The following is a 25,654-nucleotide window of genomic DNA, read 5'->3' on the forward strand; positions in this document are numbered from 1 at the left end:
TTATGGAAAATAAGGATATTATAAAAGAAATTTTGCAAAAAATAAGTAGTGGAGAAGATTTTGATTCTGTAGTAGAAGAATTTAAAGAGAGACTTGGAAAGGTTTCAGCTAAGGAAATTGCAGATGCTAAAAGGGAATTAATAGAAAGTGGAACTACAATTGATGAAATTCATGAACTTTGTGATATTCATGCTGCAGTATTTGAAACTAGTATAGAAGAAATTCACAATATGCCCCTTGAAAAGATAAAAGGACATCCACTATTTGTATTTAGTAGTGAAAATAAGGGAATTAAAAGTTTTATAGAAAATAAGCTAAATAAAAGTATAGATGATTATAAAAATAAAAATAATAAAATTGAACTGCTTGAAAATTTAAAAAAATTGTCAAAAATAGATATTCACTACAAGAGAAAAGAATTATTATTATTTCCCTATTTAGAAAAAAACAATATTATAGCACCACCTAAGGTAATGTGGTCTGTAGATGATGAAATAAGAGATATGATTAAAAAATCAATAGAAGATCTTGAAATTGATGCCTTAGATTTTGATTTTTTAGATACATTAATAGATAAAATATTGTCTATGATTTCAAAGGAAGATAATATTTTAAATCCTCTTTTAAAGGAAAATATAAATCACAAAGATTGGATTTTAATATCTGAAGAAAGTGAAGAAATTGGATATGTCTTTAATAAGGAAATTGAGGGTGCAACTTTATCTGATATAAGAGATTGGCAAAAAAGACAGGCAAAGGACAATATTATTAGTGAAATTAAATCAGGTGAGATAAATTTACCAAGTGGATTTTTTACAATAGAAGAGCTTGAGACATTACTAAATACACTTCCTGTAGATATAACTTTTGTAGATAGTAATAATAAAGTTAGATATTTTTCTGAAAATAAAAATAGGGTATTTCCTAGAACAAGAACGATAATTGGAAGAGATGTAAGTGATTGTCATCCAAGTAAGTCAGTTCATATAGTAGAACAAATAGTAGAAGATTTTAGAAATAATAAAAAAGACAGTGAAATATTTTATATAAATAAGCCTAATATCTTTATTTTAATTAGATATTATGCTCTAAGAAATAAAGAAAATAAATATCTAGGAGTATTAGAAGTAACAGAAGAAATTTCAGAACTTCGCTCATTAGAGGGAAGTAAGACTTTAATGTAAGGAGGCAGTTATGGAAGTAAAAATTGACAAAGATTTATGTATTGGCTGTGGAATTTGTGAAGGTGTAAATTCAGAAATTTTTGAAATTAATGATGATATGAAGGCAGTTGCACATAATGAAAATGTAAATGATTCAAATATTTCAGATGTTGATGAAGCAATTTCATCTTGTTCAGTATCAGCAATAAGTAAGGAAGAATAAATAGGGACCTTTAAAGGTCCTTATTTTGATTTTAGTTGTACATATTCCTTAGGAGACATATTTTTATATTTTTTAAATACTTTAGTAAAATAACTAGAGTCGTTAAATCCACAATTATAGGCAATCTTTGTAATTTTATAATCTGTTAAAAGAAGCTGATCGCAGGCAGATTCTATTCGATAGTAATTTAAATATTCTATGGGAGTCATATGTGTAATTTCTTTAAAAAACTCACACATATAATGACTATTTATATTTGCATAATTTGCAAGATCATCAAGACTTATGTTTTTATTGTAGTTCTTTTCAATATATGTAATTAAATCCTTAAATTGAGAAAGTCTTTTTTTATAAGTGGGATTAGTTTTTAATTTTATTTTATAGAGATTTTCTTCTTCAATTATTCCTATTAAAGTATATAAAAGTCCAATAATTTTAAGTTCATATCCATTGTTTTTTGATTTCATTGTATTTAAAATTTCAGATATTATTAAATAGGATTTTTCATCTTTTTTTGTAAATAAGTTTTTAATATTTTTTTCATGATTTATTATCTTTTGAATAGTTTCATTTCCAACAAAATTACTACTTAATAAAAATCTCATATCAAATAAAAAACAGTCATAGACACAATTATTTGGAACTCCACTATGTAAAGTGCCATCATTTAAAAGTATAATTTCATCTTCTTTTAAAATATATTCATCTCCATCGATAAAAAGTGTCAAAGTTCCTGAATAAACTTTAATTATTTCAAATTCATGATGCCAATGTAAAATCATATTATATCTTATATGTTTTTTATCAACTTCATAAATTTCAAAGGGAAAATTATTATTTCCATGTTTTCTATTTTCTCTATAATTTAGATATTTCATTTGAACACCTCAAAGTTAAATGTACATAATTTACTTAAAAACTATAAAAACTACTTAAATCAACAACAATTGTTTAAAAAACCTGAATATATTACCATTTTTCCTAATTATATTACAAGTATATAAATATATAAAGACATATAATCTAATCAAGAAAAAGGCAAACGTAGTCCTAAAGGGTTTTTTGGATTTTAAGGAGGAAGTAAAATGACTAAAAGTAGATTAATAGGTGAATATCCAGTTATAGGAATTAGACCAACAATAGATGGAAGAAGAGGAGTGCTAAATGTAAGGGGTTCACTAGAAGAGCAAACTATGAATATGGCTAAATCAGCTGCAAAGCTTTTCAAAGAGAATTTAAAATATACAAATGGAGAGCCTGTTAAAGTAGTAATTTCTAATACAACTATTGGAAGAGTTGCAGAGGCTGCAGAATGTGAAAGACAATTTAAAAAAGAGGGAGTAGATATTACTCTTACTGTAACTCCTTGTTGGTGCTATGGTGCAGAAACTATGGATATGAATCCAAATACTATAAAGGGCGTTTGGGGATTTAATGGTACAGAAAGACCAGGAGCTGTTTATCTTGCATCAGTTCTTGCAACACATACTCAAAAGGGACTTCCTGCTTTTGGAATATATGGAAAAGATGTTCAAGAAGCAGATGATACATCTATACCAGACGATGTGAAAGAAAAATTACTTAGATTTGGACGTGCTTCTATTGCTGTTTCAACTATGAAGGGAAAATCTTATTTACAAATAGGTTCAATTTGTATGGGAATTGGTGGATCAATGATGGATCCAAACTTTATGGAAGATTATTTAGGTCTTAGAGTTGAATCAGTAGATGAAGTTGAAATAATAAGAAGAATGTCTGAAGGAATTTATGATGAAGATGAATTTAAAAAGGCAATGAAATGGACAAAAGAAAACTGCAAAGAAGGTTTTGATAAAAATCCAGAAAAACTTCAAAAGACAAGAGAAGAAAAGGATAAAGACTGGGAATTTGTAGTAAAAATGATGCTTATTATAAAGGATCTAATGAATGGAAATAAAAACTTGCCAAAGGGCTGTGAAGAAGAAATGGTAGGTCATAATGCCATTGCAGCAGGATTCCAAGGTCAAAGACAATGGACTGACTTTTATCCAAATTGTGACTTTGCAGAGGCTCTTTTAAATACATCCTTTGATTGGAATGGTATTCGTGAACCTTATATTCTTGCTACAGAAAATGATATTTTAAATGGAATTGGAATGTTATTTATGAAGCTTTTAACAAATCAAGCTCAAATTTTCTCAGATGTAAGAACTTATTGGTCAACAGATGCAGTTAAAAAATCAACTGGATATGATATTTCTGGTCATGCAAAAGAAGCAGATGGATTTTTACATTTAATAAATTCAGGTGCAACTTGTCTAGATGCCACAGGAGTTTGTAAAGATGAAAACGGAAACTCTGTAATGAAAGCTTGGTATGATATTACAAAAAAAGAAGAAAAGGAAATTTTAGAAAATACAACTTGGAATTATGCTGATACTGGATACTTTAGAGGTGGAGGATACTCTTCAAGATTTGTAACAGATGCAGAAATGCCTGTTACTATGATTCGTGTAAATTTAGTTAAGGGACTTGGACCAGTTGTTCAAATAGCAGAAGGTTGGACAGTAAAACTTCCTGAAGAAGTTACAGAAAAACTATGGAAAAGAACAGACTACACTTGGCCATGTACTTGGTTTACACCAAGAATTACAGGAAAAGGTGCATTTAAATCAGCTTATGATGTAATGAATAATTGGGGAGCAAATCATGGAGCAACAACTTATGGACATATTGGAGCAGATTTAATTACAATGTGTTCAATGCTTAGAATCCCAGTATCTATGCACAATGTAGATGAAGATAAAATATTTAGACCATCAGCTTGGAACTCCTTTGGAATGGATAAGGAATCTCAAGATTATAGAGCTTGTGAAAATTATGGACCACTATATAAATAAGTAGGTTTTAATATGCAAACAAAAGTAGAAAAAAAAGTACTAGCAATAGATTTTGGCGCGTCAAGTGGACGTGCCATGCTAGGCATTTATAATGGTGAGACAATAAAATATGAAGAAATTCACAGATTTTCCAATGATCCAGTAGTAGTAAACAATACAATGTATTGGGATGTTTTAAGGCTTTTACATGAAATAAAACAAAGCTTAATAAAATCAAAAAAATATGGAAAAATAGACAGCTTGGCAATAGATACTTGGGGAGTGGACTTTGGTCTTATAAATAAAGAGGGAGATTTAATTGAAAATCCAATTCACTATAGAGATTTAAGAACTGTAGAAGTATTTAATAATATTGAAAAATATATTTCTCTTGGAGAATTATATTCTATAACAGGAAATCAAATTATGAATATTAATACACTTTTTCAACTATTATCTCTAAAGGAAAATAAAAGTGAATTATTAAATAAAACAGATTCGATTTTACTTATGCCTGATTTATTAAGTTACTTTCTAACAAATAAAAAATACTCTGAAGTAACTATTGCATCAACTACTCAAATTTATAATCAAAAAGAAAAATCTTGGTCTAGTGAATTAATTGATAAATTTAAAATTCCAAAGAATATTTTTAAAGATATTGTAAAAAGTGGAACTATTGTTGGAGAAATATCTGATGAAGTTGCAAAAGAACTATCAATAGATAAATTAAAAGTAATAGCAGTAGCAGGACATGACACTCAAAGTGCTTTAATAGCAACACCTGCAGAAGATGAGGACTTTGCCTTTTTAAGTTGTGGTACATGGTCACTTCTTGGATCAGAGGAGAATAGTCCAATAATAAATGAAAAATCCTATAAATACAATATAACTAATGAAGTTGCTCATGAAAATAAAACATCTTTTTTAAAAAATATAATAGGACTTTGGCTAGTTCAAGAAAGTAGAAGACAGTGGATAAAAGAAGGCAAAAATCTAAGTTTTTCATCTCTTGAAAAAATGGCAGAAGAAACAGAAGAATTTAAGTGCTTTATAGATCCAGATGATGAAATTTTTGTCTCTTCTGGAAATATACCTCAAAGAATTAAAAATTACTGCAAAGAAACAAAGCAATATATTCCAAAGACTGAAGGAGAAATCATAAGATGCATAAATGAAAGTCTTGCTTTAAAATACAGAAAATCTCTAGAAGAATTAAAGGACTGCACAAATAAAAACTACAATACTATTCATATGATTGGTGGAGGTATTCAAAGTGAATTACTTTGCAAAATGACATCATCAGCTTGTAATAGAAAAGTCTTAGCAGGCCCTGTAGAAGCTACAGTTCTTGGAAATATAAGCATGCAACTTATTGCACTTGGAAGTATAGAAAATGTACAAGAGGCAAGGCATATTATAAAAAAATCTGAAGAAATAAAAGAGTACTTACCTAAAGACAAAGAAAAATGGGACAAGGCCTATGAAAGATTTAAGGAGATAATAAAATGTTAAAAAATATACCAAAAATTTTATCACCAGAACTTTTAAAAGCATTATGTGAAATGGGACATAGTGACAGACTTATAATTTCAGATGGGAACTTTCCTTGTGAATCAATAGGAAAAAACTCAATAGTTATAAGATGTGATGGACATGGAACTTGCGAAATTTTAGATGCAATATTAAAGATTTTTCCACTAGATACTTATACAGAAAAATCAGTAAATTTAATGGAAGTTATGAAAGATGACAATATCAAGACTCCAATTTGGAAGGAATATGAAAAAATAGTAAAAAAATATGACAATAGAGGCAAAAAAACAATAGGACAAATAGAGAGATTTCAGTTCTATAAAGAGGCAAAAGATGCTTATTTAATTATTGCAACTGGAGAAGAAGCTCTATATGCAAATATAATGCTTCAAAAGGGAGTAGTAGTTGAATAATAAGGGGAGAGAAAAAATGAAATTAAGTTATATGGAAGTTAGAGAAGAAATTTGTGAAGTTTGTAAGAGAATGTGGCAACTTGGTTGGGTAGCTGCAAATGATGGAAATGTAAGTGTAAAACTTGATGATAATACATTTATGGTAACTCCAACTGGAATAAGTAAATCCTTTATTACACCAGAAAAACTTGTTCATATAGATGAAAAGGGAAATATCTTAGAAGCAGAAGAAGGATATAGACCATCATCAGAAATAAAAATGCATTTAAGATGTTATAAGGAAAGAGAAGATGTAAAAGCAGCAGTACATGCACATCCTCCAGTTGCAACAGGATATGCAGTTGCAAATAAACCACTAGATGACTATTCAATGATTGAAACAGTAGTGGCACTTGGATCAGTTCCTGTAACTCCCTTTGGAACACCATCAACAGATGAAGTGCCAGAGGCAATAGCACCTTATTTACAATATCATGATGCAATGCTCTTACAAAACCATGGAGCTCCAACAGTGGGATCAGACTTAATGACAGCATATTATAGAATGGAAACACTAGAACTTTTTGCAAAAATAAGTTTAAATGCACATTTATTAGGTGGAGCACAAGAACTTACAAAAGAACAAATAGATAGATTAATAAATATGAGAAAGGACTATAAAGTTACAGGAAAACATCCAGGATATAAAAAATATAGTAAATAAGGGGGATAAAAATGAGCGATGCAACTGCTAATAATACTAAAGTAAAAAGTGAAACATCCTTAGTCGAACCAGTAGTTCCAAAGGAGTACAAAATGCATTTTATAATGCTTGTATCTTGTTTTGTACTATGGGGACTTTTAAATAATATGACTGATAACTTAGTTCCAGCCTTTGGAAGAATTTTTATGATGAAATCAGTTAATTCATCCTATGTTAAAATAGCCTTTTATGGAGCCTATGCAGTGCTTGCAATACCAGCTGCAATAATTATAAAAAAATGGAACTATAGAGCAGGAGTTTTAATAGGACTTGGCCTTTATATAATAGGAGCCTTAGGATATATACCAGCTGCAATATTTCAAAACTATAATTTCTTTTTAGTTTCTATATTTACATTAGCTGGAGGACTTTCAATACTTGAGACAACTTGTAATCCCTTTATTATTTCCCTAGGAAGCCAAGAGACTAGTGTAAGAAGATTAAATTTTGCACAGGCCTTTAATCCATTGGGATCGCTAATTGGAATAATAATGGCGAAATTTTTAATCCTTGGAAACTTAAATCCAGCAGGATATGAAGAGAGAATTAAAATGAGTGCATCAACACTATCAAGTATAAGAACAAAGGAATTAATGTGGGTTTGCGTACCCTATGTAGGACTTGTAGCTGTAGCACTTGTAATATGGTTTTTCTTCTTTAGAAATAAAATTTCAGCAAAAGATGAAGATTCAAATATCTCAATGAAAGTTGCAGTTGGAAGATTATTTTCAAGACCAAAATATGTATTTGGAGTAATAACACAATTTTTCTATGTTGGAATGCAAATAGCCGTTTGGACATGGATGAACAAATATGTAATGACAGTAAAAGGAGTTCCAGAAAGTAGAGCAGCAGAAATTTATCTAATGGCAATGGTATTATTTATATTGTGTAGATGGGTTTGTACAGCACTTATGAAAAATCATGATCCAGCAAAAATGATGGCATTTATGGCAATATTTGGAATAATAGTTTCCTTTGGAACAGTTTACTTAAAAGATAATTTAGGTGTATTTTGTCTAATCATGATATCAGGATGTATGTCACTTATGTTCCCTACAATATATGGAATTGCATTAAAAGACATGGGAGAAGAAGTTAAAATTGGAGCAGCAGGATTAATAATGGCAATACTTGGTGGAGCAGTAATTGCCCCACTTATGGGAAAATTCATTGACAATGGAACTTTTTCAACACTTGCATTTAGTTTTAGTGGAGTAGAAGCAGCAGTTAGAACATCATACTTTACAGCAGCAATCTGCTTTTTAGTAATATTTATATATTCAATATTTAATATGGAGAAAAAACAAAAAATCAAAAAATAAATACCCCTAATCTAAAAAATAAATTATAACCTATATAAATAAATTTTTAAAAATATAGATAAATTACATACTAAAAGTTATTATTATTTATATTAGTATATTAAATAAAATTAAAATGATATATATTTTGCTTTTATTAGTTGACATCATTTATTATTATACTATTCTTATTGTATAAAGTAATATTAGTTATTTTTTATTTTAATAATGTGTAACCGATTACATAAAAGGGGAAAGACTATGGCAACAATGAAAGACATCTCAAAAATAACGGGACTTAGCTCAGGAACTATTTCTAGATATATAAATAATAATGGATATGTAAGCAAGGAATCTGCTAAAAAGATTCAAAGTGCTATTGATGAGTTAAATTATATTCCAAATGAACATGCAAGGGTTTTGTATAGTAAAAGTACTAAAGTTATAGGGCTTATTGTACCAAGTCTTGTAAATCCATTTTTTGCACAAATGGCTACTGTTTTAGAAAGTATTTTAAATAAAAATGGTTATAGCATAATTTTATACAATACTAATGATGATATGGATGAGGAGATCAATGCTCTTAAGATGCTTCAAGGTTTTAGAGTTGATGGAATTATTACGGGAAGGTCTCAAAATAAAGAGTTACTTAAAAAACTAAATATTCCTGTAGTTTCCTTTGAAAGTGAGATTGGAGATAATGTTGTAAATATTACTGCAAATAACTTTTTAGGTGGAGAAATTGCCTTTAAAACTCTATATGAGAGGGGATGTAGAAATCTACTTCATATAAGAGGTCCAAAGATATTTGAGGCTACTGAAAAAAGGTATGAGGGTTTTATTAGTCAGGCTAAAAATTATTCTGATGCAAGTGTAGATGTTATTTCTATTAGTGAGGATTATAGTACGGATTTTAATATTGATAAAATTTTAGATGATATTAATTTAAAGAAGTATGATGGTATATTTGTTTTTAATGATATTGCTGCTGCAAGTACTATGAGTTATATTTTAAAAAAAGGTTTTAAGGTTCCTGAAGATATACAAATTTTGGGATTTGATAATTCTTATATTGCAGAGCTTTTAAATCCTAAGTTATCAAGTGTTGAACAACCTGTTAAAGAGATTGCAAAGGAATGTGTAAAGGTTTTATTAAAGTTAATTAATAAAGAAGAGGTTAAGAAAAAGACTATTAGAATAAAAACTAATGTTGTTTTAAGAGAAAGTACTATAAATTTAGACTAGGAGAGATTATATGAAGTATGTTTTAGGTTTAGACTTAGGGACATCTTCTTTAAAGGCAGTTTTATATGATGTTAATTTAAAAGAGATTATTTCATATAATAAGGAATATCCTGTTTATTTTCCTGAAAATGGATGGTCTGAACAGGATCCAGTTGATTGGACAAATGCCCTAGATGAAGTAATAAGTGAGTTGAAAGATTTTTTAAAGGATGATATTGAAAATCTTTGTGGTATTGGTCTAACAGGGCAAATGCATGGTCTTGTTATGTTAGATGAAAAAAATGAAGTGATAAGACCTGCTATTTTATGGTCTGATCAAAGAACTGAAAAAGAATGTATTGAAATTGAGGATAGTTTTGGAAAAGAGAATTTAATATCTATTACTGCAAATCCTGCATTAACTGGATTTACTTTACCAAAGATACTTTGGGTAAAAAACAATGAAAGAGAAAATTTTGACAGATGTAGGCATATTTTATTACCTAAGGATTATATTAGATTTTATTTGACAAAGGATTATGCAACTGATGTATCAGATGCAAGTGGAATGCAACTTTTAAATGTAGAAAAAAGACAATGGTCTAATGAGATTGTAGAATTTTTTGGAATAGATAAATCTTTACTTCCAAAAGTTTATGAATCCATATGTGTAACGGGTTACACAAAAGAAAACATTTTTGGACATAAAGTTCCTGTTATAGCTGGTGCAGGAGATAATGCTGCTGCAGGAATTGGAACTTGTACTATTAATGATGGTGATTCTTTTACTACTGTTGGAACTAGTGGAGTAGTTTTTACTCAAAGTGATAGTTTTAAAACTGATCCTAATGGAAGGCTACATAGTTTTTGTGCTGCTGTTCCAAATACATGGCATCTTATGGGGGTTACTCAAGCAGCTGGTTTTTCTATTCAGTGGATGAGAGAAAACTTCTTTAAGGATTTAGATGATAATAGTGTTTTTGATTATATTGAATCTAATATTTCAAATATAAAAATTGGAAGTGATAGATTAATATTTTTACCTTATTTAATGGGTGAGAGAACTCCAATTTTAGATCCAAATGCAAGAGGTGTATTTTTTGGTCTTTCAGGAAGTCATAGTAGAGAAAATATTGCAAGGTCTGTTTATGAAGGTGTTGCTTTTTCTTTAAGGAATTCCTATGACCTTATTAAAGATTTAGGTATTGATATTAATACAATGCGTATTACAGGAGGTGGGGCTAGTAGCAATATTTTATGTCAGATGATTTGTGATAATTACAATCATCCTATTGAAAAAATAAAAGAGACTAATGGAACTACTTTAGGTGTTGCAATTTTAACTTTAGTTTCTTTAGGTTTTTATGAGGATATTCAAAGTGCTGTTAAGATACTTGAAAAAAATGATATTGTATTTAATCCAAATGTTAAAAACTATGAAAAATATAATGATTATTATGAAATTTATAATAATTTATATTTAAATTTAAAAGATGAGTTTAGAAGTTTACAAAATATTGAAAACTAAATAAGGTGTTGAACTTATATAATGCTTTAATTTTAACTTCAAATAAGTATGAAATAAAAAACACATATATTAAAGGAGGACAAAATGAAAGAGAAAAAAGAAAGAATTAAAAGAGAACCTAGTTTCTTATTAGCACTACTTCCAATTGCAGTTATGATTTTATTTTTAGGTGTAGGCTATGGAGTTATGGGTTTAAGGGCTGAGATTTTAATCTTAATGTCAACAGTTGTAGCAGGATTAATTGCAGCATATTTAGGTTATACTTGGGACGATATTATTGAATCTATTGTTGGAAAACTATCTAAGACAATGCCAGCTATATTAATTCTAATTATTGTAGGATTTTTAATTGGTACATGGATGATTGGTGGAACTATTCCAATGATGGTTTATTATGGTATTAAGGTTATTTCACCAAAATATTTAATAATAACATCTTTTTGGGTTACTGCTTTTGTTTCTGTTGCGACAGGAACTTCATGGGGTTCAGCTGGTACTATTGGTGTAGCACTTATCTTCCATGAGTAGATTTCTATAATCTTTATCATGATGTTCAGCTGGTACTATTGGTGTAGCACTTATGGGAGTTGCATCAGGAATTGGAGCACCACTTCCAGTAGTATCAGGAGCTTATTTTGGAGATAAATTATCACCACTTTCAGACTCTACAAACCTTGCACCAATTGCAGCAGGAACAACACTTTATGAACATATAGGTTCAATGCTTTATACATCAATACCATCTTTTATTATTGCTAGTATCGTTTACTTTGTAGTTGGTCTAAAAATTGATGTTGGAACAGTTGCAACACCTGAAAAGGTTACTACAATTTTAAGTACTTTAGAGGAATTATTTAGTTTTAATATTTTAATTATACTTCCAGTAGTAATAGTTCTTGCAGGTTCTATTATGAAAAAACCAACTATTCCAGTTATGCTTTTTGCAAGTATTATAGCTATGTTTAATGCAGTATTTTTCCAACACTTCACATTACAACAAGCTTTTACATCTGCACTTAGTGGATTTGATACAGAAATGCTTCTTCAAATTGGCTATGATCCTGCTAATTTAATAGGAGATTTAAATGTATTATTAAATCGTGGTGGAATGGAATCAATGCTTGGCGTTACACTTCTTGCTTTTTGTGCTTATGGTTTTGCTGGAACAATTTCTGTTACAGGATCACTTGATATAGTATTAAGTAAATTTATGAAATCAGTTCATTCAATTGGTGGACTTATTACAACAACATTAATTACAACATTTATTACAGTTATAGTTACATCAAATGGACAATTATCACTTTTAATACCAGGAGAGATGTTTAGAAAAACTTATTTAGAAAGAAAAATTCATCCAAAAGTACTATCTAGAACTCTTGAAGATGGTGCAACTGTTATAGAACCTCTTGTGCCTTGGACAGCAGCAGGAGCTTATATGGCAGCAACACTTGGAGTTGCAACACTTGAATATTTACCTTGGGCAGTATTTAACTATTTAGGACTTGTATTTGCAATTATTTATGGATTTACAAATACATTTATTCCAAAATTAAGTGAAGATGATGAAGTTTATCAAGAGTATTTAAGAGAAATAAGCGAAGAGGCATAAAATGAGTAATGAATTAGATGTTTTTGTAGAAAGATATGGTACAGACTGTGCAAAATGGGATGAACCCTATTGGGAAACAGGACAAAAAATAGACTATTATGGCGTTGCTGATATGGATTTTGTAACAGCAAAGCCAATAATGGATGCAATGTATAAAGTTTTAGAGAGAAAAAACTTTGGATATACAATTTTAAATAAATCTTTTACAGAAGATGTTTCTTATTGGATGGAGCATTATCATAATTTTAAAATAGAAAAAGAAGATATTTTATTTGCTCCAAGAATAGGAATGGCAATAGCAATAATGATCAATGAACTTACAGAGATTAATGATGAAATATTAATATTTTCACCAGGATATTCTCCACTTCATGATTTTGTTGTAAAAAATAATAGAATAGCTATAGAAAATGAATTAATAAAAAAGGACAATAAATACTATATTGATTTTGAAAAACTAGACTCTCAAATTACTACTAAAACAAAAATTATGCTATTAGTAAGTCCCCATAATCCAGTGGGAAGAGTGTGGACTAAAGAAGAACTTTTAAAAATTGGAGAAATTGCAAAAAAACACAATTTAATTATAATTTCAGATGAAGTTCATTCAGAACTTACTTTTAAAAATTATAGACATTATCCAATAGCATCTTTAAATGATGATTTAAAATCAAGAACTATAACTTGTAATTCTGTTACAAAGGCCTTTAATGTTCCAGGTCTTATGGGATCAAATATTATTATATCTAATGAAAATCTTAGAAATAAAGTAAAAGATGCCTTCTATAAAATGGGACTTCACAATCCAAATCCCTTTATAATACCAGTAATAAATGCTTGTTATAGAGAATGTGAAGATTGGCTTTTAAATACAAAAAACTATTTAGAAGAAAATTATAATTTCTTAAAAAACTATCTAGAAGAAAATATTAAAGAATTAAAACTAGTTGATTCAGAAGGCACATATCTTGCATGGATTGATATAAGAGATTTAAATATGACAAGAGAAGAAGTTGAAAAGTTCTTTAGTGAAAAAGTAAAAATGGGCATATATACTGGAGATGGATTTGGACTTGGAGGCAGTGGATTTATAAGACTAAATCTAGCAACACAAAGAGAAAGACTAAAAGAGAGCTTAGAAGTATTAAAAGAAAAAATAGATGAATTAAGGTAGATAATAATATGTCAAATTATTTTAAAAATGTACCAAAAGTAGCTTATGAAGGACCAAAATCTACAAATCCTTTTAGCTTTAAATATTACGATAAAGATAAAGTTATAAATGGTAAAACTATGCAGGAACATTTAAAATTTGCAATGTCATGGTGGCATACAATCTGTGCAGATGGAAGTGATCCCTTTGGAGAGCCAACAATAGACAGAAGATATGGTACAGATGATGAGATGCAAAGAGCAAAAAATAAAGTTGATGCAGCCTTTGATTTTATGGACAAACTTGGAATAGAATACTTTTGTTTTCATGATGTAGATATAGCTCCAAGAGGAGAAACTTTTAAAGAAACTAAAGAAAATTTAGAAGAAATTGTAAAATACATTAAAGAAAAAAAAGAAAGATACAAATATTAAATTACTTTGGGCAACTACAAATGCCTTTAGCAATAGAATATTTATGCATGGAGCAGGAACATCTCCTTATGCTGATGCCTTTGCACTAGCTGCAGCACAAGTTAAAAATGCAATTGATGCAACTATAGAACTTGGTGGAAGTGGATATGTATTTTGGGGAGGACGAGAAGGATATGAAACTCTTCTAAATACAGATATGGGCTTTGAGCTAGACAATCTTGCAAGACTTCTTAAAATGGCTGTAAAATACGGTAGAGATAAAGGTTTTAAAGGTGATTTTTATATAGAGCCAAAACCAAAAGAACCTACAAAACACCAATATGATTATGATACAGCATCAGTACTTGCCTTTTTAAGAAAATATGATCTAGACAAAGATTTCAAATTAAATATAGAGGCAAATCACGCAACACTTGTAGGACATACTTTCCAACATGAGCTTCAAGTAGCAAGAATAAATGGAGTATTTGGAAGTGTTGATGCCAATGAAGGAGATATGCTTTTAGGATGGGATACAGACAAATTCCCAACAAATGTATATGATGCTACTTTTGGAATGCTTGAAATTTTAAAAGCTGGTGGATTTACAAATGGTGGAATAAACTTTGATGCAAAAGTTAGAAGAGCATCCTTTACACCAGAAGATATTGCACTATCATATATTGCAGGAATGGATACTTTTGCACTAGGACTTATAAAAGCATCTAAGATTATAGAAGATGGAAGAATAGATGAATTTGTAGAAAAAAGATATTCAAGCTATGAAAGTGGAATTGGTGAAAAAATTCTAAAAGAAGAAATAAGTTTTGAAGAACTTGAAGAATATGTATTAGACAAAAAAGATTTTAATATTGAAAGCGGTTCACAAGAATATTTAGAATCTATAATAAATTCAATATTATTTAACTAATTTTATTGGGGAAAAGTCTATTAGATAAGAGGGGAGAAATCCCTTCTTATTTTTTTATATAAATATAAATTTAAAATAATAATAAATTATTAGATTAGAAAGTTAAGTATGTGAAATAAATTTTTAAAATTAAAAACACCTTAAAATACTGCTCTATACTAAATTTTAGTATAGGGCATTTTTTAAAATTTAAAAAAGATATTTGACAATTCAGTTAGATTGTAGGAATATAGTTAAGTAGGTTGAAAAATGCTTGTTTTTAATATAATAAATAATTCAGTTAGGAGTTATTATGAAGGAAGAAAAATTAAGAGGTTTTATATCAAGCTTAGTAGATGATGGAATTGTAGTTGCCTTTTCTGGTGGGGTGGACAGTACCTTGGTTTTAAAAATAGCTAAGGAAGAAGCAGAAAAGAAAAATAAAGAAATAATTGCAGCGACTTTTGAGACATTTCTATCTCCAAGTGGTGATTTGGAAATTACTAGAAAACTTGCAAAAGACTACAATGTAAAACATATAGAAAAGTATATAGACCAAACAGAAAATGAAAATGTTCTAATGAATAGAAAAAATAGATGCTTTTATTGTAAAAGAGAAATTTTTAGTAAAGCTTTAGAAATTGCAGAAAAAAACAATATGAAATATGTTCTTGATGGAACAAATTTAAGTGATTTAAATGTATATAGACCAGGTCTTAAAGCTCTTGAAGAACTTGAGATAATCAGTCCTTTAAAGGAATGTGGATTTGAAAAAAGTGATGTTCGAGACCTTGCAAAAAAACTTAATATTAGTGTTGCAAAAAGACCATCTGCACCATGTCTTGCTACTAGATTTCCCTATGATGAAAAATTGCCCTTAGATAAATTTGAAATTATAGATAAGGGAGAAGAAATCTTAAAGAATTATGGCTTTGATGTTTGTAGAATTAGATTATATAAAGATATTACTAGAATTGAAATTTTAGAAGAGAACTTTTTGAAATTTATTGAAAATAGAGAAGATATAATAAGAGATTTAAAAAATCTTGGATTTAAATATATAAATTTAGATATTGAAGGATTTAGATCTGGAAGTATGGATGAGGAAATCAATGAATGATAGAGAATTTTTAGAAAATATAAAAAGTGGTAGGACATCTATTGATGATGGACTAGATTATTTAAAAGACTTTAATTATAAGGAAATGGACTTTGCAAAACTTGATTTTCAAAGAAGGCAAAGACGTGGTTTTGGTGAAGTTATATTTTGTCAGGACAAGGAAGATTTTGCACTTGTAGAAATCTATAAGGCTTTTTATGAAAGAAAAGAAAGCGTTCTTGGTACAAGGGCAAGTAGGCATCAATATGAAATAGTAAAAAAAGAAATAAGCGAAGTTGAATTTAATGAAGTAGGAAGAACTCTTTTACTTAATTTTGAAAAGGAAGAGAAAGTTGGAAATATTGCAATTTGCACAGGTGGAACAGCAGATTTAAAAATTGCTGAAGAAGCTAGAGTTACAGCAGAGTTTTTTGGAGCAAATGTAAGTACATTTTATGATATTGGAGTTTCTGGACTTCATAGAATGCTCTCAAAAATTGACGAAATAAAATCAGCAAATGTAATTATAACTATTGCAGGAATGGAAGGAGCACTTCCAACAGTACTTGCAGGTCTTGTAAATAAGCCTATAATTGCAGTGCCAACTTCTGTTGGATATGGAGCAAGTCTTGGAGGTATTACAGCACTTTTAACTATGATAAATTCCTGTGCTGAGGGAATTAGTGTTGTAAATATAGATAATGGTTTTGGAGCAAGCTATCAAGCTGCACAAATAAATAAATTAATCGAGGGATAATATGGATTTATATTTTGAATTATATTCTGGAATAGCAGGAGATATGACAATAGGGGCATTATTAGATTTAGGAGCAAGTAGAGAAAAATTAGAACATGCTTTAAATTCAATGGACTTTGGAGAATATGAACTTGTATTTGAAAGAACACTTAAAAAGGGAATAGATGCCTATAATTTTGATGTTTTATTAAAAGAAGGACATCATCATAATCATGAAGATCACGAACATTGTCATAATCATGAAGGACATGAGCATTGTCATAATCATGAAGGACACGAACATTGTCATAATCATGAAGGACATGAGCATCATCACAATGATGAAAATCACGAACATTGTCATAATCATGAAGGACATGAACATCATTACAGTCATGAAGAAGACGTACATTGTCATAATCATGAAAATCACGAACATCATCACATTCATGAAGGACATCATGTTCACAGAAATTTAGATGATATTATTAAAATTATTGATTCTGGAGATTTTTCAGAAAATGCAAAGAAAAATGCTAAAAAGATTTTTAATATTATAGCAGATGCTGAGTCAATAGCTCATGGAGTAGAAAAAAGTGAAGTTCATTTTCATGAAGTTGGAGCAATTGATTCAATAATAGATATAGTTGGAGTATGTGTTTTAATAGATGATTTAAATCCAGAACATATTTATTCATCAGAGCTTTTTGAGGGAGTAGGATTTGTAAAATGTGCCCATGGTTCAATGCCTGTTCCTGCACCTGCAGTATTAAATATAATTAGGGCAAATAATTTATCTTTAAATATTATAAATGATTATGGTGAGCATATTACACCAACAGGAGCTGCAATTATTGCATGCTTTAGTGAGGGACTTCCTGAAGAATCCTTTAAAATAAAAAATATAGGAATTGGTGCTGGAAATCGTGACTTTGAAAATTCTACAAATATTTTAAGAGTTATGGAAATAGAAAGTGCTAAAAAAAAACTCTAGAAATAATTGAAACTAATATTGATGATGTAAATGGAGAAGTTTTGGGATTTGTAATAGATTTACTTTTAGAAAAAAGTTTAGATGTTTTCTATACTCCGATTTTTATGAAAAAGAACAGACCTGCTTATAAATTATCAGTGCTTTGTAATGTGGAAAAGGAAGAGGAAATTTTAGATATAATTTTCAAACACACTACAACTATTGGAATTAGAAAGTATTTTGTAGAAAGAGATATTCTAAAAAGAGAAATCATAGATTTTAAATCTAGTTTTGGAGATGTAAAGTTAAAAATCGTATTTCATAAGGACAATAAATACATCTATCCAGAGTATGAATCTATTAAAAAAATCGCAATTAAAGAAGATATATCAATTATAGACCTATATAGGGAAGTAGTGAGTGAATATGAAAAAAAATCAAAATTCAACTTATGATTTGAAATATCATATTGTTTTAGTTACAAAAAATAAAAATGAAGTTATAGATGAGCAAATTGGAGAATTTCTAAAGGAAAATATTAAGAGATTAATGAATAATAAGGGCGAGGTTTTTAATATGGCCTATAATAAAAATCATTTTTTTCTACTTACAGAAATCAAACCTCAATTTGCACCAGCAACTTTAATTAATTCTTTAAAGTCTTCTACATCAAGACTTATAAAAAATAAATTTAATTTAGAAACGCCCTTCTGGGACAATAATTATTTTATATCAACAGTTGGGGAGTTTTCTGAAGAAAGAGCAAAAAAATATATAAAATCAAGGAGTTAATTATGAAAAAGACAATTAGAAGTTTAGTAGTTCTTTTTGTGCTTCTATTTACACTTACATCTTGTGGTGTAAAGGAAGATGCGAAAACTGGTATGACCATCGTAGATATTACAGGAAATGAAGTAAATATTGAAAAGCCTTTAGAAAAAGTTTTAATTCAAGGATCAGGATCAGGTGGACCATTTATGACAATGATGGCTCTTGATAGAGATACTTTTGCAGATAAGATAATTGCAATGGATGATGGAATTAGTGAAAATAGAAATGATTTATGGAAAAGACTTGTAGATGCAAATAGTGATTTAGATAAAATCCAAAAAATTGGAGATATTAGTAAAAATGAAGTATCTCCAGAAGAGATTTTAAATATAAATCCTGATGGAATTATTGCACCAATATCTTATAAGGCAAGTTTAGATGAAATTAGTAAAAAAATAAACATACCTGTAATCTATGTTGACTATCATGATCAAGATTTAGAAAAACATTTAAAATCAACAGAAATTATAGCTAAAGCAACAGGACTTGAAAAAAACCTAGATGGAATTAATACTTTTTATAATGAAAAAGTAGGTAATATTATAGAAAGAGCAAAAAAAATAGAAAAAAATCCTAGAGTTTATGTAGAAATTGGATATTCTGGTCCTAGTCAATATGACAATACTTATGGAATTAACAAAATGTGGGGAAGAATAATAGAAGATACAGCTGGAGAAAATATTATGAGAAATGTACTTGATCCAGATGATGCAAAACCAGTAAATCCAGAATATGTCTTAAATGAAAATCCAGAGATAATTCTTATTACAGGAGCTATTTGGAAAGAAATGCCAGATAGTATGAAACTTGGTTTTGATATTAAAGAAGAAGATGTTCAAAAGAAATTAGAAGAATATGTAAATAGACAGGGCTGGAGAAGTCTTGATGCAGTAAAAAATAAAAATGTATATGCAGTAGCTCATGCAATGTGTCGTGATATGACAGACTTTTATTCCTATGAAGTTCTTGCAAAGATTTTTCATGCAGATGAGTTTAAAGATATAGATCCAGATAAGGATATTAAAGAATATTATGAGAAATTTATGCCAATAGATTTTGAAGGGACATGGTTAGTAAAATATGAATAATTATCAAAAGACTCTTAGCAAAAAGAGGAATTGGATAATATTAATAATTATTGTAGCTTTTTTATTATTTGTAGTAGATTTATTTACAGGACCTGCAAAGATTAATATCTCAAATATAAATAGTATTTTTGATACTACTTCAAAGGAAAATGTAATATTTTTTAATCTAAGACTTCCACAAAGTTTGACAGCTATTGCTGTTGGACTAAGTCTTGGATTATGTGGAGCAGTAATGCAGACTATACTTTCAAATCCACTTGCAAGTCCCTTTACTCTTGGAATATCATCATCTGCAAGTTTTGGAGCAAGTTTGTTTTTAATACTTGGTTTTCCTGTAATCTATGTTACAACAGGAGCACTATTTTTTTCATTACTTGCAACAGCTTTTGTATATATGATTGGAAAAAAGATGCAAATGAATACTTATTCCATGGTATTATCTGGAATTGCAATAAAATTTCTATTTGATTCACTATTGTCCTTAGTACAATATAAGGCAAGTGATGAAACTTTAGAATATATAGTATTTTGGATATTTGGAAGTTTAAATAGAACAAATTATAGCCAAATAATTTTAATATTTATAAGTTTTTTAATAGCATTTATATATATTTTTAAAAACTCATGGAAACTTACAGCTATGAGATTTGGCGAAGAAAGAGCAATGGCTCTTGGTGTAAATACTAAAAAAATAAAATCAATATCATTAATATTAATATCAATAGTAACTGCAGTAAGTGTAAGTTTTTGTGGAACAATAGGATTTATTGGACTATCATCTCCACATATTGCAAGAAAAATAGTTGGAGAAGATCAAAGATATTATCTGTCAATGAGTGCATTAATTGGATCAGTAATACTTTTAATATCATCAATACTTTCTAAAACTATTAAGCCTGGTGCAATAATTCCAGTTGGAATAATAAGTTCCTTAATAGGAATTCCATTTTTAATCTATGCAATAATTGATAATAAGGATAAGGGATAATATGATAGAAACTAAAAATTACTATGTGGGATATGAAAAAGATATTCTTGAAAATTTAAACTTCACTGCAAAAGAAGGGGAAATGACAGTTCTTATGGGACCAAATGGAGTTGGAAAGACAACACTTCTAAAATCCATAGTAGGACTAATCCCTCATAGGGGAGAAATAAAAACAACTGGTTCAATATCCTATTTAAATCAAGAAATTTTTAATGATAATTCTTTTACAGTATTTGAAACAGTACTTCTTGGAAAAGTTGAAAATCTAAGACTAAAAGTTCAAGATGAAGATGTAGAAGAAGTAAATGAAATGCTGGAAATGTTAAATATTAAAAAGTTTTCAGATAGAAAATTAAATAATTTAAGTGGTGGAGAAAGACAAAAAGTATTTATTGCACAGGCATTACTTAAAAACCCTAAAGTGCTACTTTTAGATGAGCCAACATCAAGCCTTGATATAAAAAACCAATATGAAATATTAGATATAATATCAAAACTTACAAAGAAGAGAAATCTTACAACATTAGTAAGTATTCATCAAATGGATTTAATAGAGAGATTTGGAGATAACTTAATAGTCTTAAAAGACAAAAAGATTTTTGCACAGGGAACAAAAGAAGAAGTATTTTGTGAAGAAATGTTTAAAGAAGTCTATGGACTCTATGCAAAAATAGAAAAAATAGAAGATAGAATAATGTTTTATTTTAATAGTGAAAAAATTTAAATGGGATAGATACTCAATTAAATAATAGTTTTATGAAAATACAGTTTGTTAAATAAACTGTATTTTTATTTATAATATTGACTATAAATTTATCAAGTGGTAACCTTAACATATGAGGTGATAAGATGATAGTTAAATTACCATTTGGTAAAGATAAAGTTGAACTGGAACTACCAGTAGGTGCAGATCTATTAGAATCAAAGGCTACTGAATATACTCCAGAATATACAGAAGAAGAATTAGTGCAAAAAGCACTAGAAAATCCAATAGGAACTAGTAGAGTATCAGAACTTGCAAAGGGCAAGAAAAACATAGTTGTAATAACATCAGACCATACAAGACCAGTTCCTAGTAAAGTAACACTTCCAATATATCTAAAAGAAATCAGAAAAGAAAATCCAGACTGTAATATTACAATACTTATAGCAACAGGATTTCATAGACCAACAACTGATGAAGAAATGATAGATAAATTTGGAAAAGATTTAATTGAAAATGAAAATTTTGTAATTCATATGTCACAAAATGACGAAGATATGGAGTACTTAGGAAAACTACCTTCAGGTGGAGATCTTTTAATTAACAAAATTGCAACAGAAGCAGATTTATTAGTATCAGAAGGCTTTATAGAGCCACATTTCTTTGCAGGTTTTTCAGGAGGAAGAAAATCAGTTCTTCCAGGAATAGCATCACAAAGAACAGTATTTGCAAACCACTGTGCTAAATTTATCGCATCAGATAAATCAAGAACAGGAAATCTTGATGGAAATCCAATCCATAAAGATATGAAATTTGCAGCAGAACAAGCAAAACTTGCTTTTATTTTAAATGTAGTAATAGATGCAGACAAAAAAGTAATAGCAGCCTTTGCAGGAGATTCAGTAGAAGCACATGAAGAGGGATGTCAATTTGTAAAGGACTTATCTTCAATAAAATCTACAGAAGCTGATATTGTAATAACTACAAATGGTGGATATCCACTAGATCAAAATATTTATCAATCAGTAAAAAGTATGACAGCAGCAGAAGCATGTGCAAAAGAAGATGGAATAATAATTGAAGTTTCTAAATGTAATGATGGCCATGGTGGAGAAGGTTTCTATCAAACATTTAAACAAGCAGCATCTCCAAAAGATGTAGAAGATGAAATCTTAAAAGTAAAAATGGAAGACACTATTGCAGACCAATGGGAAAGCCAAATACTTGCAAGAATTTTATCTCGTCATAAAGTATTTTTCGTAGCTGATGAAGGTACAAAAGAAATACTTGAAGATATGCATATTGAATATTCATCTTCAGTTGAAGATGCAATTAAAAAAGCTATTGAAATTAAAGGAAAAGATGCAAAAATTGCAGTAATTCCAGATGGAGTTTCAGTAATAGTTAATAAATAGTTTAATATAAATAAAATATAGATTAGAATAAGAAGAGACTATAAAAAGTCTCTTTTTTTAAAATATAATAAGGAGGAAATAATGGAAAATTTAAAAGTAGAAAATGTAGAAGAAATAAAAATTGAACTTAGCAGTTTTTATATAATGGGAATAAAAGAATTTACACTAAACTCATCATCAAATATAAAATATCTAAGATATAAAGACGAAGCTAAAGAAATATTAGTACAAGAAAGAGAATATGAAATTGAAAAATATTATTTCAATATATTAGCCGATTTATTCCTAGGACTTTATACAAAAGAATATGAAGATGATCCAAATATGAACCTAGGAGAAACACAAGTAGAAACAACACTTAAATTTAAAAATGGTGAAGAAATTAAATATTATGGAAACCTTTCTACAACAGGAGTTTGGAGACAAATTTCAGATATAATAAATGTACTTGAAAAAGAATAAGAGACTTTAGTCTCTTTTTTTTGTGAAAAAATTTATCTAAAGTATTGACAGTCATAATATATTAGTGTACTATGTAACTCATACAGTTCATGGAGGTGTATTATGATATTTAGAGATGAACTACCTATATATATTCAAATAATGAATTTAATTAAAATTCAAATTGTAAATGGAGAATTCAAATCAGAAGATAAGCTACTATCAGTAAGAGATCTTGCAAAAGAACTAAAAGTAAACCCAAATACAGTTCAAAGAGCTTATCAAGAACTAGAATTAGAAGGTCTAGTAGAAACGAAAAGAGGAATGGGAACATTTATAAAAGAAGACGATAAGATTTTAGAAAAATTAAAAAATGATTTAGCAGAAAAAATAGTCTTAGAATTTTTAGATAAAATAAAAAATCTTGGATTTACTAATGAAGAAATAGTAAATATAATTAAAAAAGAAATTGGTAAGGAGAATTAAAATGGCAAATATACTAGAGATAAATAATCTTACAAAAAAATACGGTAAAAAACTTGCCCTAAATGACTTTAGCCTAGAAGCAGAAAGTGGAAAAGTAATAGGAATACTTGGACCAAATGGAAGTGGTAAAACAACACTTATTAAAATTCTAACAGGACTAATTCATGAAACATCAGGAAGTGTTTTAATAGATGGAGAAAAACCAGGAGCATATACAAAATCAATAATTTCTTATTTACCAGATAGAAACTTTTTATACAAATGGATGAGCGTAAAAGATGCAATAAACTTTTATAATGATTTCTTTATAGACTTTAACGAAAAAAAAGCCTATGAACTTTTAGAATTTATGAACTTAGACAAAAACATGGCAATAGAAGATATGTCAAAAGGAATGAAAGAAAAACTAAACTTAAGTCTTGTACTATCAAGAGAGGCAAAACTCTATATACTAGACGAACCAATAGCAGGAGTAGACCCAATAGCAAGAGATCAAATCCTAGATGCAATTATAAATAATTATAGAAAAGAAAGTACAGTATTAATAACAACACATCTTGTAAAAGACATGGAAAGCATCTTTGATGAAGTCATATTTTTAAGCGAAGGACAAATACTTTTAAGTGGAAACGCAGACGACTTAAGAGATGAACGAAAAATGCAAATAGATGATTTGTACAAAGATATACTTAGCTAGGAAGGTGAAATAAATGAAAAAATTATTAAAATATGAATTAAAGGGAACATTTAAATTTATATTAATGGTACTTCTTACTATTGTATTAGCTTCATCAGTAGCACAAATTGGAATATATAGATTAACTAAAATTCAAGTATTAGAAGTAAATCAAGTATCAGGACCAGTATTCGGAGCATTTTTAATAGGAATAGCATTTTTAGTAATATGGGCATCATTTTTAGTATCATTCTTTTATATAGTAAATAATTTTAACAAAGAACTACTAGATGATAGAGGATATTTAACATTTACACTTCCATTAAAAGGACGTGAAATATTATCATCAAAAGTAATATCAGCATTAATATCCTTTTTATTTTTAACAATAATGGTAATCCTATACAATGTAATCTTAGGAAGCATATTAGTAAAAATGGCAGGAATAAATATATTTGAAGAATTACTACAAATAAAACTTCCACAAGGAGTAGGTAAATTTATATTATTATCTATAATATTTGGACTAATATCATCAATAGGAACACTAATAACAATATACTTCTCAATGACAATAAGAAAAGTAATATTTAAAGGACGTAAATTCAATGCAATGTGGTTTATAATATTCTTAGTATTAAATGGAGCAATAGCAGTACTTGGAGTAAAAATAATGGAATATTTCCCTCAATTTATAACAATAACAGAAACAGGAAAATTTGCAGTAGAAAATTTAAACATCTTTTCAAATGGATCACAAATACTATTCCCACCAATATTTAATATATCTAACATGGTGCTAAATATAGTAATAGCAATAGTATTATTTATAATAACAAGCTATCTATTAGATAAAAAAGTAGAAATATAAAATAAGAGCCTGATGATTATAATACCTCTAGAGTACACACTAAATAAAAAGTATAATATACTTAATTTAGAAAACTTTGGAGGTGTTATTTTTTTATGGGAAAACATGTTAAAAGAACTTTAGAAGAAAAAATCAAAATAGTCAAAGAATATAAGGAAGGTGCTTCATTAACATATTTATGTGAAAAATATAATATTAGTGGGACAGGTACTATATCTACTTGGAGTAAAAAATATGATGAAGGTACTTTAGGTATTGATAATAGAGG

At 28.6% G+C, this 25,654-nt stretch carries 29 protein-coding genes; 28 read left to right on the forward strand and 1 reads right to left on the reverse strand.

All coding sequences use genetic code 11. The annotated features are described in order from the left end of the window. Window positions 1-2 precede the first annotated feature (2 nt). Entirely contained in the window at window positions 3-1,184 is a 1,182-nt protein-coding gene (locus J2Z71_RS05605) for a DUF438 domain-containing protein (RefSeq protein ID WP_210060875.1), read from the forward strand. A 10-nt stretch (window positions 1,185-1,194) separates the two neighbouring features. After that, window positions 1,195-1,386, forward strand: coding sequence for a ferredoxin (locus J2Z71_RS05610; RefSeq protein WP_210060876.1), 192 nt, complete (start codon window positions 1,195-1,197; stop codon window positions 1,384-1,386). 20 nt (window positions 1,387-1,406) lie between these two features. Here J2Z71_RS05610 and J2Z71_RS05615 read toward each other — a convergent pair whose 3' ends face one another. Next, window positions 1,407-2,264, reverse strand: coding sequence for an AraC family transcriptional regulator (locus J2Z71_RS05615; protein WP_210060877.1), 858 nt, complete (start codon window positions 2,262-2,264; stop codon window positions 1,407-1,409). A 207-nt stretch (window positions 2,265-2,471) separates the two neighbouring features. Between J2Z71_RS05615 and J2Z71_RS05620 the strand changes: the two genes are divergently transcribed. The 26 genes from J2Z71_RS05620 to J2Z71_RS09090 all read left to right on the forward strand — a co-directional run. Then, a complete protein-coding gene (locus J2Z71_RS05620) occupies window positions 2,472-4,265 on the forward strand; it encodes an L-fucose isomerase (protein ID WP_210060878.1) in 1,794 nt (597 codons plus the stop codon). 12 nt (window positions 4,266-4,277) lie between these two features. Beyond that, window positions 4,278-5,759 (forward strand): rhamnulokinase, encoded by a 1,482-nt coding sequence (locus tag J2Z71_RS05625; RefSeq protein WP_210060879.1) that lies wholly within the window; start codon window positions 4,278-4,280, stop codon window positions 5,757-5,759. Next, window positions 5,753-6,193 (forward strand): RbsD/FucU family protein, encoded by a 441-nt coding sequence (locus tag J2Z71_RS05630; RefSeq protein WP_210060880.1) that lies wholly within the window; start codon window positions 5,753-5,755, stop codon window positions 6,191-6,193. The genes J2Z71_RS05625 and J2Z71_RS05630 overlap by 7 nt, the downstream gene beginning before the upstream one ends. A 16-nt stretch (window positions 6,194-6,209) precedes the next feature. Beyond that, window positions 6,210-6,896 carry a class II aldolase/adducin family protein gene (locus tag J2Z71_RS05635; protein ID WP_210060881.1) on the forward strand — a complete coding sequence of 229 codons (687 nt, stop codon included), beginning with the start codon at window positions 6,210-6,212 and terminating at the stop codon, window positions 6,894-6,896. 11 nt (window positions 6,897-6,907) lie between these two features. After that, window positions 6,908-8,260: an L-fucose:H+ symporter permease gene (gene fucP, locus J2Z71_RS05640; protein WP_210060882.1), complete on the forward strand. Its 1,353-nt coding sequence runs from the start codon at window positions 6,908-6,910 to the stop codon at window positions 8,258-8,260. Between the two features lie 240 nt (window positions 8,261-8,500). Further along, a complete protein-coding gene (locus tag J2Z71_RS05645) occupies window positions 8,501-9,484 on the forward strand; it encodes a LacI family DNA-binding transcriptional regulator (RefSeq protein ID WP_210060883.1) in 984 nt (327 codons plus the stop codon). A gap of 10 nt (window positions 9,485-9,494) precedes the next feature. Next, window positions 9,495-10,991 (forward strand): xylulokinase, encoded by a 1,497-nt coding sequence (xylB, locus tag J2Z71_RS05650; RefSeq protein ID WP_210060884.1) that lies wholly within the window; start codon window positions 9,495-9,497, stop codon window positions 10,989-10,991. Between the two features lie 84 nt (window positions 10,992-11,075). After that, the gene (locus J2Z71_RS08935; RefSeq protein WP_245311190.1) at window positions 11,076-11,519 is read left to right on the forward strand and encodes a Na+/H+ antiporter NhaC family protein; all 444 of its coding nucleotides are present in this window, start codon (window positions 11,076-11,078) and stop codon (window positions 11,517-11,519) included. Window positions 11,520-11,571: 52 nt separating this feature from the next. After that, window positions 11,572-12,603, forward strand: a complete 1,032-nt coding sequence (locus tag J2Z71_RS05655) for a Na+/H+ antiporter NhaC family protein (protein WP_245311191.1) — start codon at window positions 11,572-11,574, stop codon at window positions 12,601-12,603. Window position 12,604: 1 nt separating this feature from the next. Beyond that, complete coding sequence (locus tag J2Z71_RS05660; RefSeq protein WP_210060885.1) at window positions 12,605-13,777, forward strand: MalY/PatB family protein; 1,173 nt, start codon at window positions 12,605-12,607, stop codon at window positions 13,775-13,777. An 8-nt stretch (window positions 13,778-13,785) separates the two neighbouring features. Continuing rightward, complete coding sequence (locus tag J2Z71_RS05665; RefSeq protein WP_210060886.1) at window positions 13,786-14,190, forward strand: apurinic/apyrimidinic endonuclease family protein; 405 nt, start codon at window positions 13,786-13,788, stop codon at window positions 14,188-14,190. Then, on the forward strand, window positions 14,186-15,100 hold the full coding sequence (locus J2Z71_RS05670) for a xylose isomerase (protein ID WP_210060899.1): 915 nt from the start codon (window positions 14,186-14,188) through the stop codon (window positions 15,098-15,100). The genes J2Z71_RS05665 and J2Z71_RS05670 overlap by 5 nt, the downstream gene beginning before the upstream one ends. Window positions 15,101-15,392: 292 nt before the next feature. Further along, window positions 15,393-16,199 carry an ATP-dependent sacrificial sulfur transferase LarE gene (gene larE, locus J2Z71_RS05675; protein ID WP_210060887.1) on the forward strand — a complete coding sequence of 269 codons (807 nt, stop codon included), beginning with the start codon at window positions 15,393-15,395 and terminating at the stop codon, window positions 16,197-16,199. Then, complete coding sequence (gene larB / locus J2Z71_RS05680; RefSeq protein WP_210060888.1) at window positions 16,192-16,935, forward strand: nickel pincer cofactor biosynthesis protein LarB; 744 nt, start codon at window positions 16,192-16,194, stop codon at window positions 16,933-16,935. The genes larE and larB overlap by 8 nt, the downstream gene beginning before the upstream one ends. A gap of 1 nt (window position 16,936) precedes the next feature. Beyond that, the gene (gene larC / locus J2Z71_RS05685; RefSeq protein WP_210060889.1) at window positions 16,937-17,908 is read left to right on the forward strand and encodes a nickel pincer cofactor biosynthesis protein LarC; all 972 of its coding nucleotides are present in this window, start codon (window positions 16,937-16,939) and stop codon (window positions 17,906-17,908) included. 5 nt (window positions 17,909-17,913) lie between these two features. Then, window positions 17,914-18,342, forward strand: a complete 429-nt coding sequence (gene larC2, locus J2Z71_RS09025) for a nickel pincer cofactor biosynthesis protein LarC2 (protein ID WP_210060900.1) — start codon at window positions 17,914-17,916, stop codon at window positions 18,340-18,342. Then, the gene (gene tnpA / locus J2Z71_RS05695; protein ID WP_210060890.1) at window positions 18,314-18,679 is read left to right on the forward strand and encodes an IS200/IS605 family transposase; all 366 of its coding nucleotides are present in this window, start codon (window positions 18,314-18,316) and stop codon (window positions 18,677-18,679) included. The genes larC2 and tnpA overlap by 29 nt, the downstream gene beginning before the upstream one ends. Before the next feature lie 2 nt (window positions 18,680-18,681). Next, complete coding sequence (locus J2Z71_RS05700; RefSeq protein ID WP_210060891.1) at window positions 18,682-19,806, forward strand: ABC transporter substrate-binding protein; 1,125 nt, start codon at window positions 18,682-18,684, stop codon at window positions 19,804-19,806. After that, window positions 19,799-20,794 (forward strand): FecCD family ABC transporter permease, encoded by a 996-nt coding sequence (locus tag J2Z71_RS05705; RefSeq protein ID WP_210060892.1) that lies wholly within the window; start codon window positions 19,799-19,801, stop codon window positions 20,792-20,794. The genes J2Z71_RS05700 and J2Z71_RS05705 overlap by 8 nt, the downstream gene beginning before the upstream one ends. A gap of 1 nt (window position 20,795) precedes the next feature. Beyond that, the gene (locus tag J2Z71_RS05710; protein WP_210060893.1) at window positions 20,796-21,518 is read left to right on the forward strand and encodes an ABC transporter ATP-binding protein; all 723 of its coding nucleotides are present in this window, start codon (window positions 20,796-20,798) and stop codon (window positions 21,516-21,518) included. 125 nt (window positions 21,519-21,643) lie between these two features. Beyond that, a complete protein-coding gene (larA, locus tag J2Z71_RS05715) occupies window positions 21,644-22,912 on the forward strand; it encodes a nickel-dependent lactate racemase (protein WP_210060894.1) in 1,269 nt (422 codons plus the stop codon). 81 nt (window positions 22,913-22,993) lie between these two features. After that, a complete protein-coding gene (locus J2Z71_RS05720) occupies window positions 22,994-23,374 on the forward strand; it encodes a hypothetical protein (protein ID WP_210060895.1) in 381 nt (126 codons plus the stop codon). Window positions 23,375-23,476: 102 nt separating this feature from the next. Then, entirely contained in the window at window positions 23,477-23,839 is a 363-nt protein-coding gene (locus J2Z71_RS05725; protein ID WP_210060896.1) for a GntR family transcriptional regulator, read from the forward strand. A 1-nt stretch (window position 23,840) separates the two neighbouring features. After that, on the forward strand, window positions 23,841-24,536 hold the full coding sequence (locus J2Z71_RS05730; RefSeq protein WP_210060897.1) for an ABC transporter ATP-binding protein: 696 nt from the start codon (window positions 23,841-23,843) through the stop codon (window positions 24,534-24,536). Window positions 24,537-24,549: 13 nt separating this feature from the next. Continuing rightward, a complete protein-coding gene (locus J2Z71_RS05735; protein WP_210060898.1) occupies window positions 24,550-25,386 on the forward strand; it encodes an ABC-2 transporter permease in 837 nt (278 codons plus the stop codon). Between the two features lie 95 nt (window positions 25,387-25,481). Beyond that, the coding region (locus J2Z71_RS09090; protein WP_210060901.1) for a helix-turn-helix domain-containing protein at window positions 25,482-25,654 on the forward strand (173 nt) is incomplete at its 3' end.

Source organism: Peptoniphilus stercorisuis (assembly GCF_017874395.1).
GTDB lineage: Bacteria > Bacillota > Clostridia > Tissierellales > Peptoniphilaceae > Anaerosphaera > Anaerosphaera stercorisuis.

Excerpts from the sequence above, each read along its gene's own strand:
- J2Z71_RS05605 (WP_210060875.1), top strand. The coding sequence starts at position 3 with ATGGAAAATAAGGATATTATAAAAGAAATTTTGCAAAAAATAAGTAGT.
- J2Z71_RS05610 (WP_210060876.1), top strand. The coding sequence starts at position 1,195 with ATGGAAGTAAAAATTGACAAAGATTTATGTATTGGCTGTGGAATTTGT.
- J2Z71_RS05615 (WP_210060877.1), bottom strand. The coding sequence starts at position 2,264 with ATGAAATATCTAAATTATAGAGAAAATAGAAAACATGGAAATAATAAT.
- J2Z71_RS05620 (WP_210060878.1), top strand. The coding sequence starts at position 2,472 with ATGACTAAAAGTAGATTAATAGGTGAATATCCAGTTATAGGAATTAGA.
- J2Z71_RS05625 (WP_210060879.1), top strand. The coding sequence starts at position 4,278 with ATGCAAACAAAAGTAGAAAAAAAAGTACTAGCAATAGATTTTGGCGCG.
- J2Z71_RS05630 (WP_210060880.1), top strand. The coding sequence starts at position 5,753 with ATGTTAAAAAATATACCAAAAATTTTATCACCAGAACTTTTAAAAGCA.
- J2Z71_RS05635 (WP_210060881.1), top strand. The coding sequence starts at position 6,210 with ATGAAATTAAGTTATATGGAAGTTAGAGAAGAAATTTGTGAAGTTTGT.
- fucP (WP_210060882.1), top strand. The coding sequence starts at position 6,908 with ATGAGCGATGCAACTGCTAATAATACTAAAGTAAAAAGTGAAACATCC.
- J2Z71_RS05645 (WP_210060883.1), top strand. The coding sequence starts at position 8,501 with ATGGCAACAATGAAAGACATCTCAAAAATAACGGGACTTAGCTCAGGA.
- xylB (WP_210060884.1), top strand. The coding sequence starts at position 9,495 with ATGAAGTATGTTTTAGGTTTAGACTTAGGGACATCTTCTTTAAAGGCA.
- J2Z71_RS08935 (WP_245311190.1), top strand. The coding sequence starts at position 11,076 with ATGAAAGAGAAAAAAGAAAGAATTAAAAGAGAACCTAGTTTCTTATTA.
- J2Z71_RS05655 (WP_245311191.1), top strand. The coding sequence starts at position 11,572 with ATGGGAGTTGCATCAGGAATTGGAGCACCACTTCCAGTAGTATCAGGA.
- J2Z71_RS05660 (WP_210060885.1), top strand. The coding sequence starts at position 12,605 with ATGAGTAATGAATTAGATGTTTTTGTAGAAAGATATGGTACAGACTGT.
- J2Z71_RS05665 (WP_210060886.1), top strand. The coding sequence starts at position 13,786 with ATGTCAAATTATTTTAAAAATGTACCAAAAGTAGCTTATGAAGGACCA.
- larE (WP_210060887.1), top strand. The coding sequence starts at position 15,393 with ATGAAGGAAGAAAAATTAAGAGGTTTTATATCAAGCTTAGTAGATGAT.
- larB (WP_210060888.1), top strand. The coding sequence starts at position 16,192 with ATGAATGATAGAGAATTTTTAGAAAATATAAAAAGTGGTAGGACATCT.
- larC (WP_210060889.1), top strand. The coding sequence starts at position 16,937 with ATGGATTTATATTTTGAATTATATTCTGGAATAGCAGGAGATATGACA.
- tnpA (WP_210060890.1), top strand. The coding sequence starts at position 18,314 with ATGAAAAAAAATCAAAATTCAACTTATGATTTGAAATATCATATTGTT.
- J2Z71_RS05700 (WP_210060891.1), top strand. The coding sequence starts at position 18,682 with ATGAAAAAGACAATTAGAAGTTTAGTAGTTCTTTTTGTGCTTCTATTT.
- J2Z71_RS05705 (WP_210060892.1), top strand. The coding sequence starts at position 19,799 with ATGAATAATTATCAAAAGACTCTTAGCAAAAAGAGGAATTGGATAATA.
- J2Z71_RS05710 (WP_210060893.1), top strand. The coding sequence starts at position 20,796 with ATGATAGAAACTAAAAATTACTATGTGGGATATGAAAAAGATATTCTT.
- larA (WP_210060894.1), top strand. The coding sequence starts at position 21,644 with ATGATAGTTAAATTACCATTTGGTAAAGATAAAGTTGAACTGGAACTA.
- J2Z71_RS05720 (WP_210060895.1), top strand. The coding sequence starts at position 22,994 with ATGGAAAATTTAAAAGTAGAAAATGTAGAAGAAATAAAAATTGAACTT.
- J2Z71_RS05725 (WP_210060896.1), top strand. The coding sequence starts at position 23,477 with ATGATATTTAGAGATGAACTACCTATATATATTCAAATAATGAATTTA.
- J2Z71_RS05730 (WP_210060897.1), top strand. The coding sequence starts at position 23,841 with ATGGCAAATATACTAGAGATAAATAATCTTACAAAAAAATACGGTAAA.
- J2Z71_RS05735 (WP_210060898.1), top strand. The coding sequence starts at position 24,550 with ATGAAAAAATTATTAAAATATGAATTAAAGGGAACATTTAAATTTATA.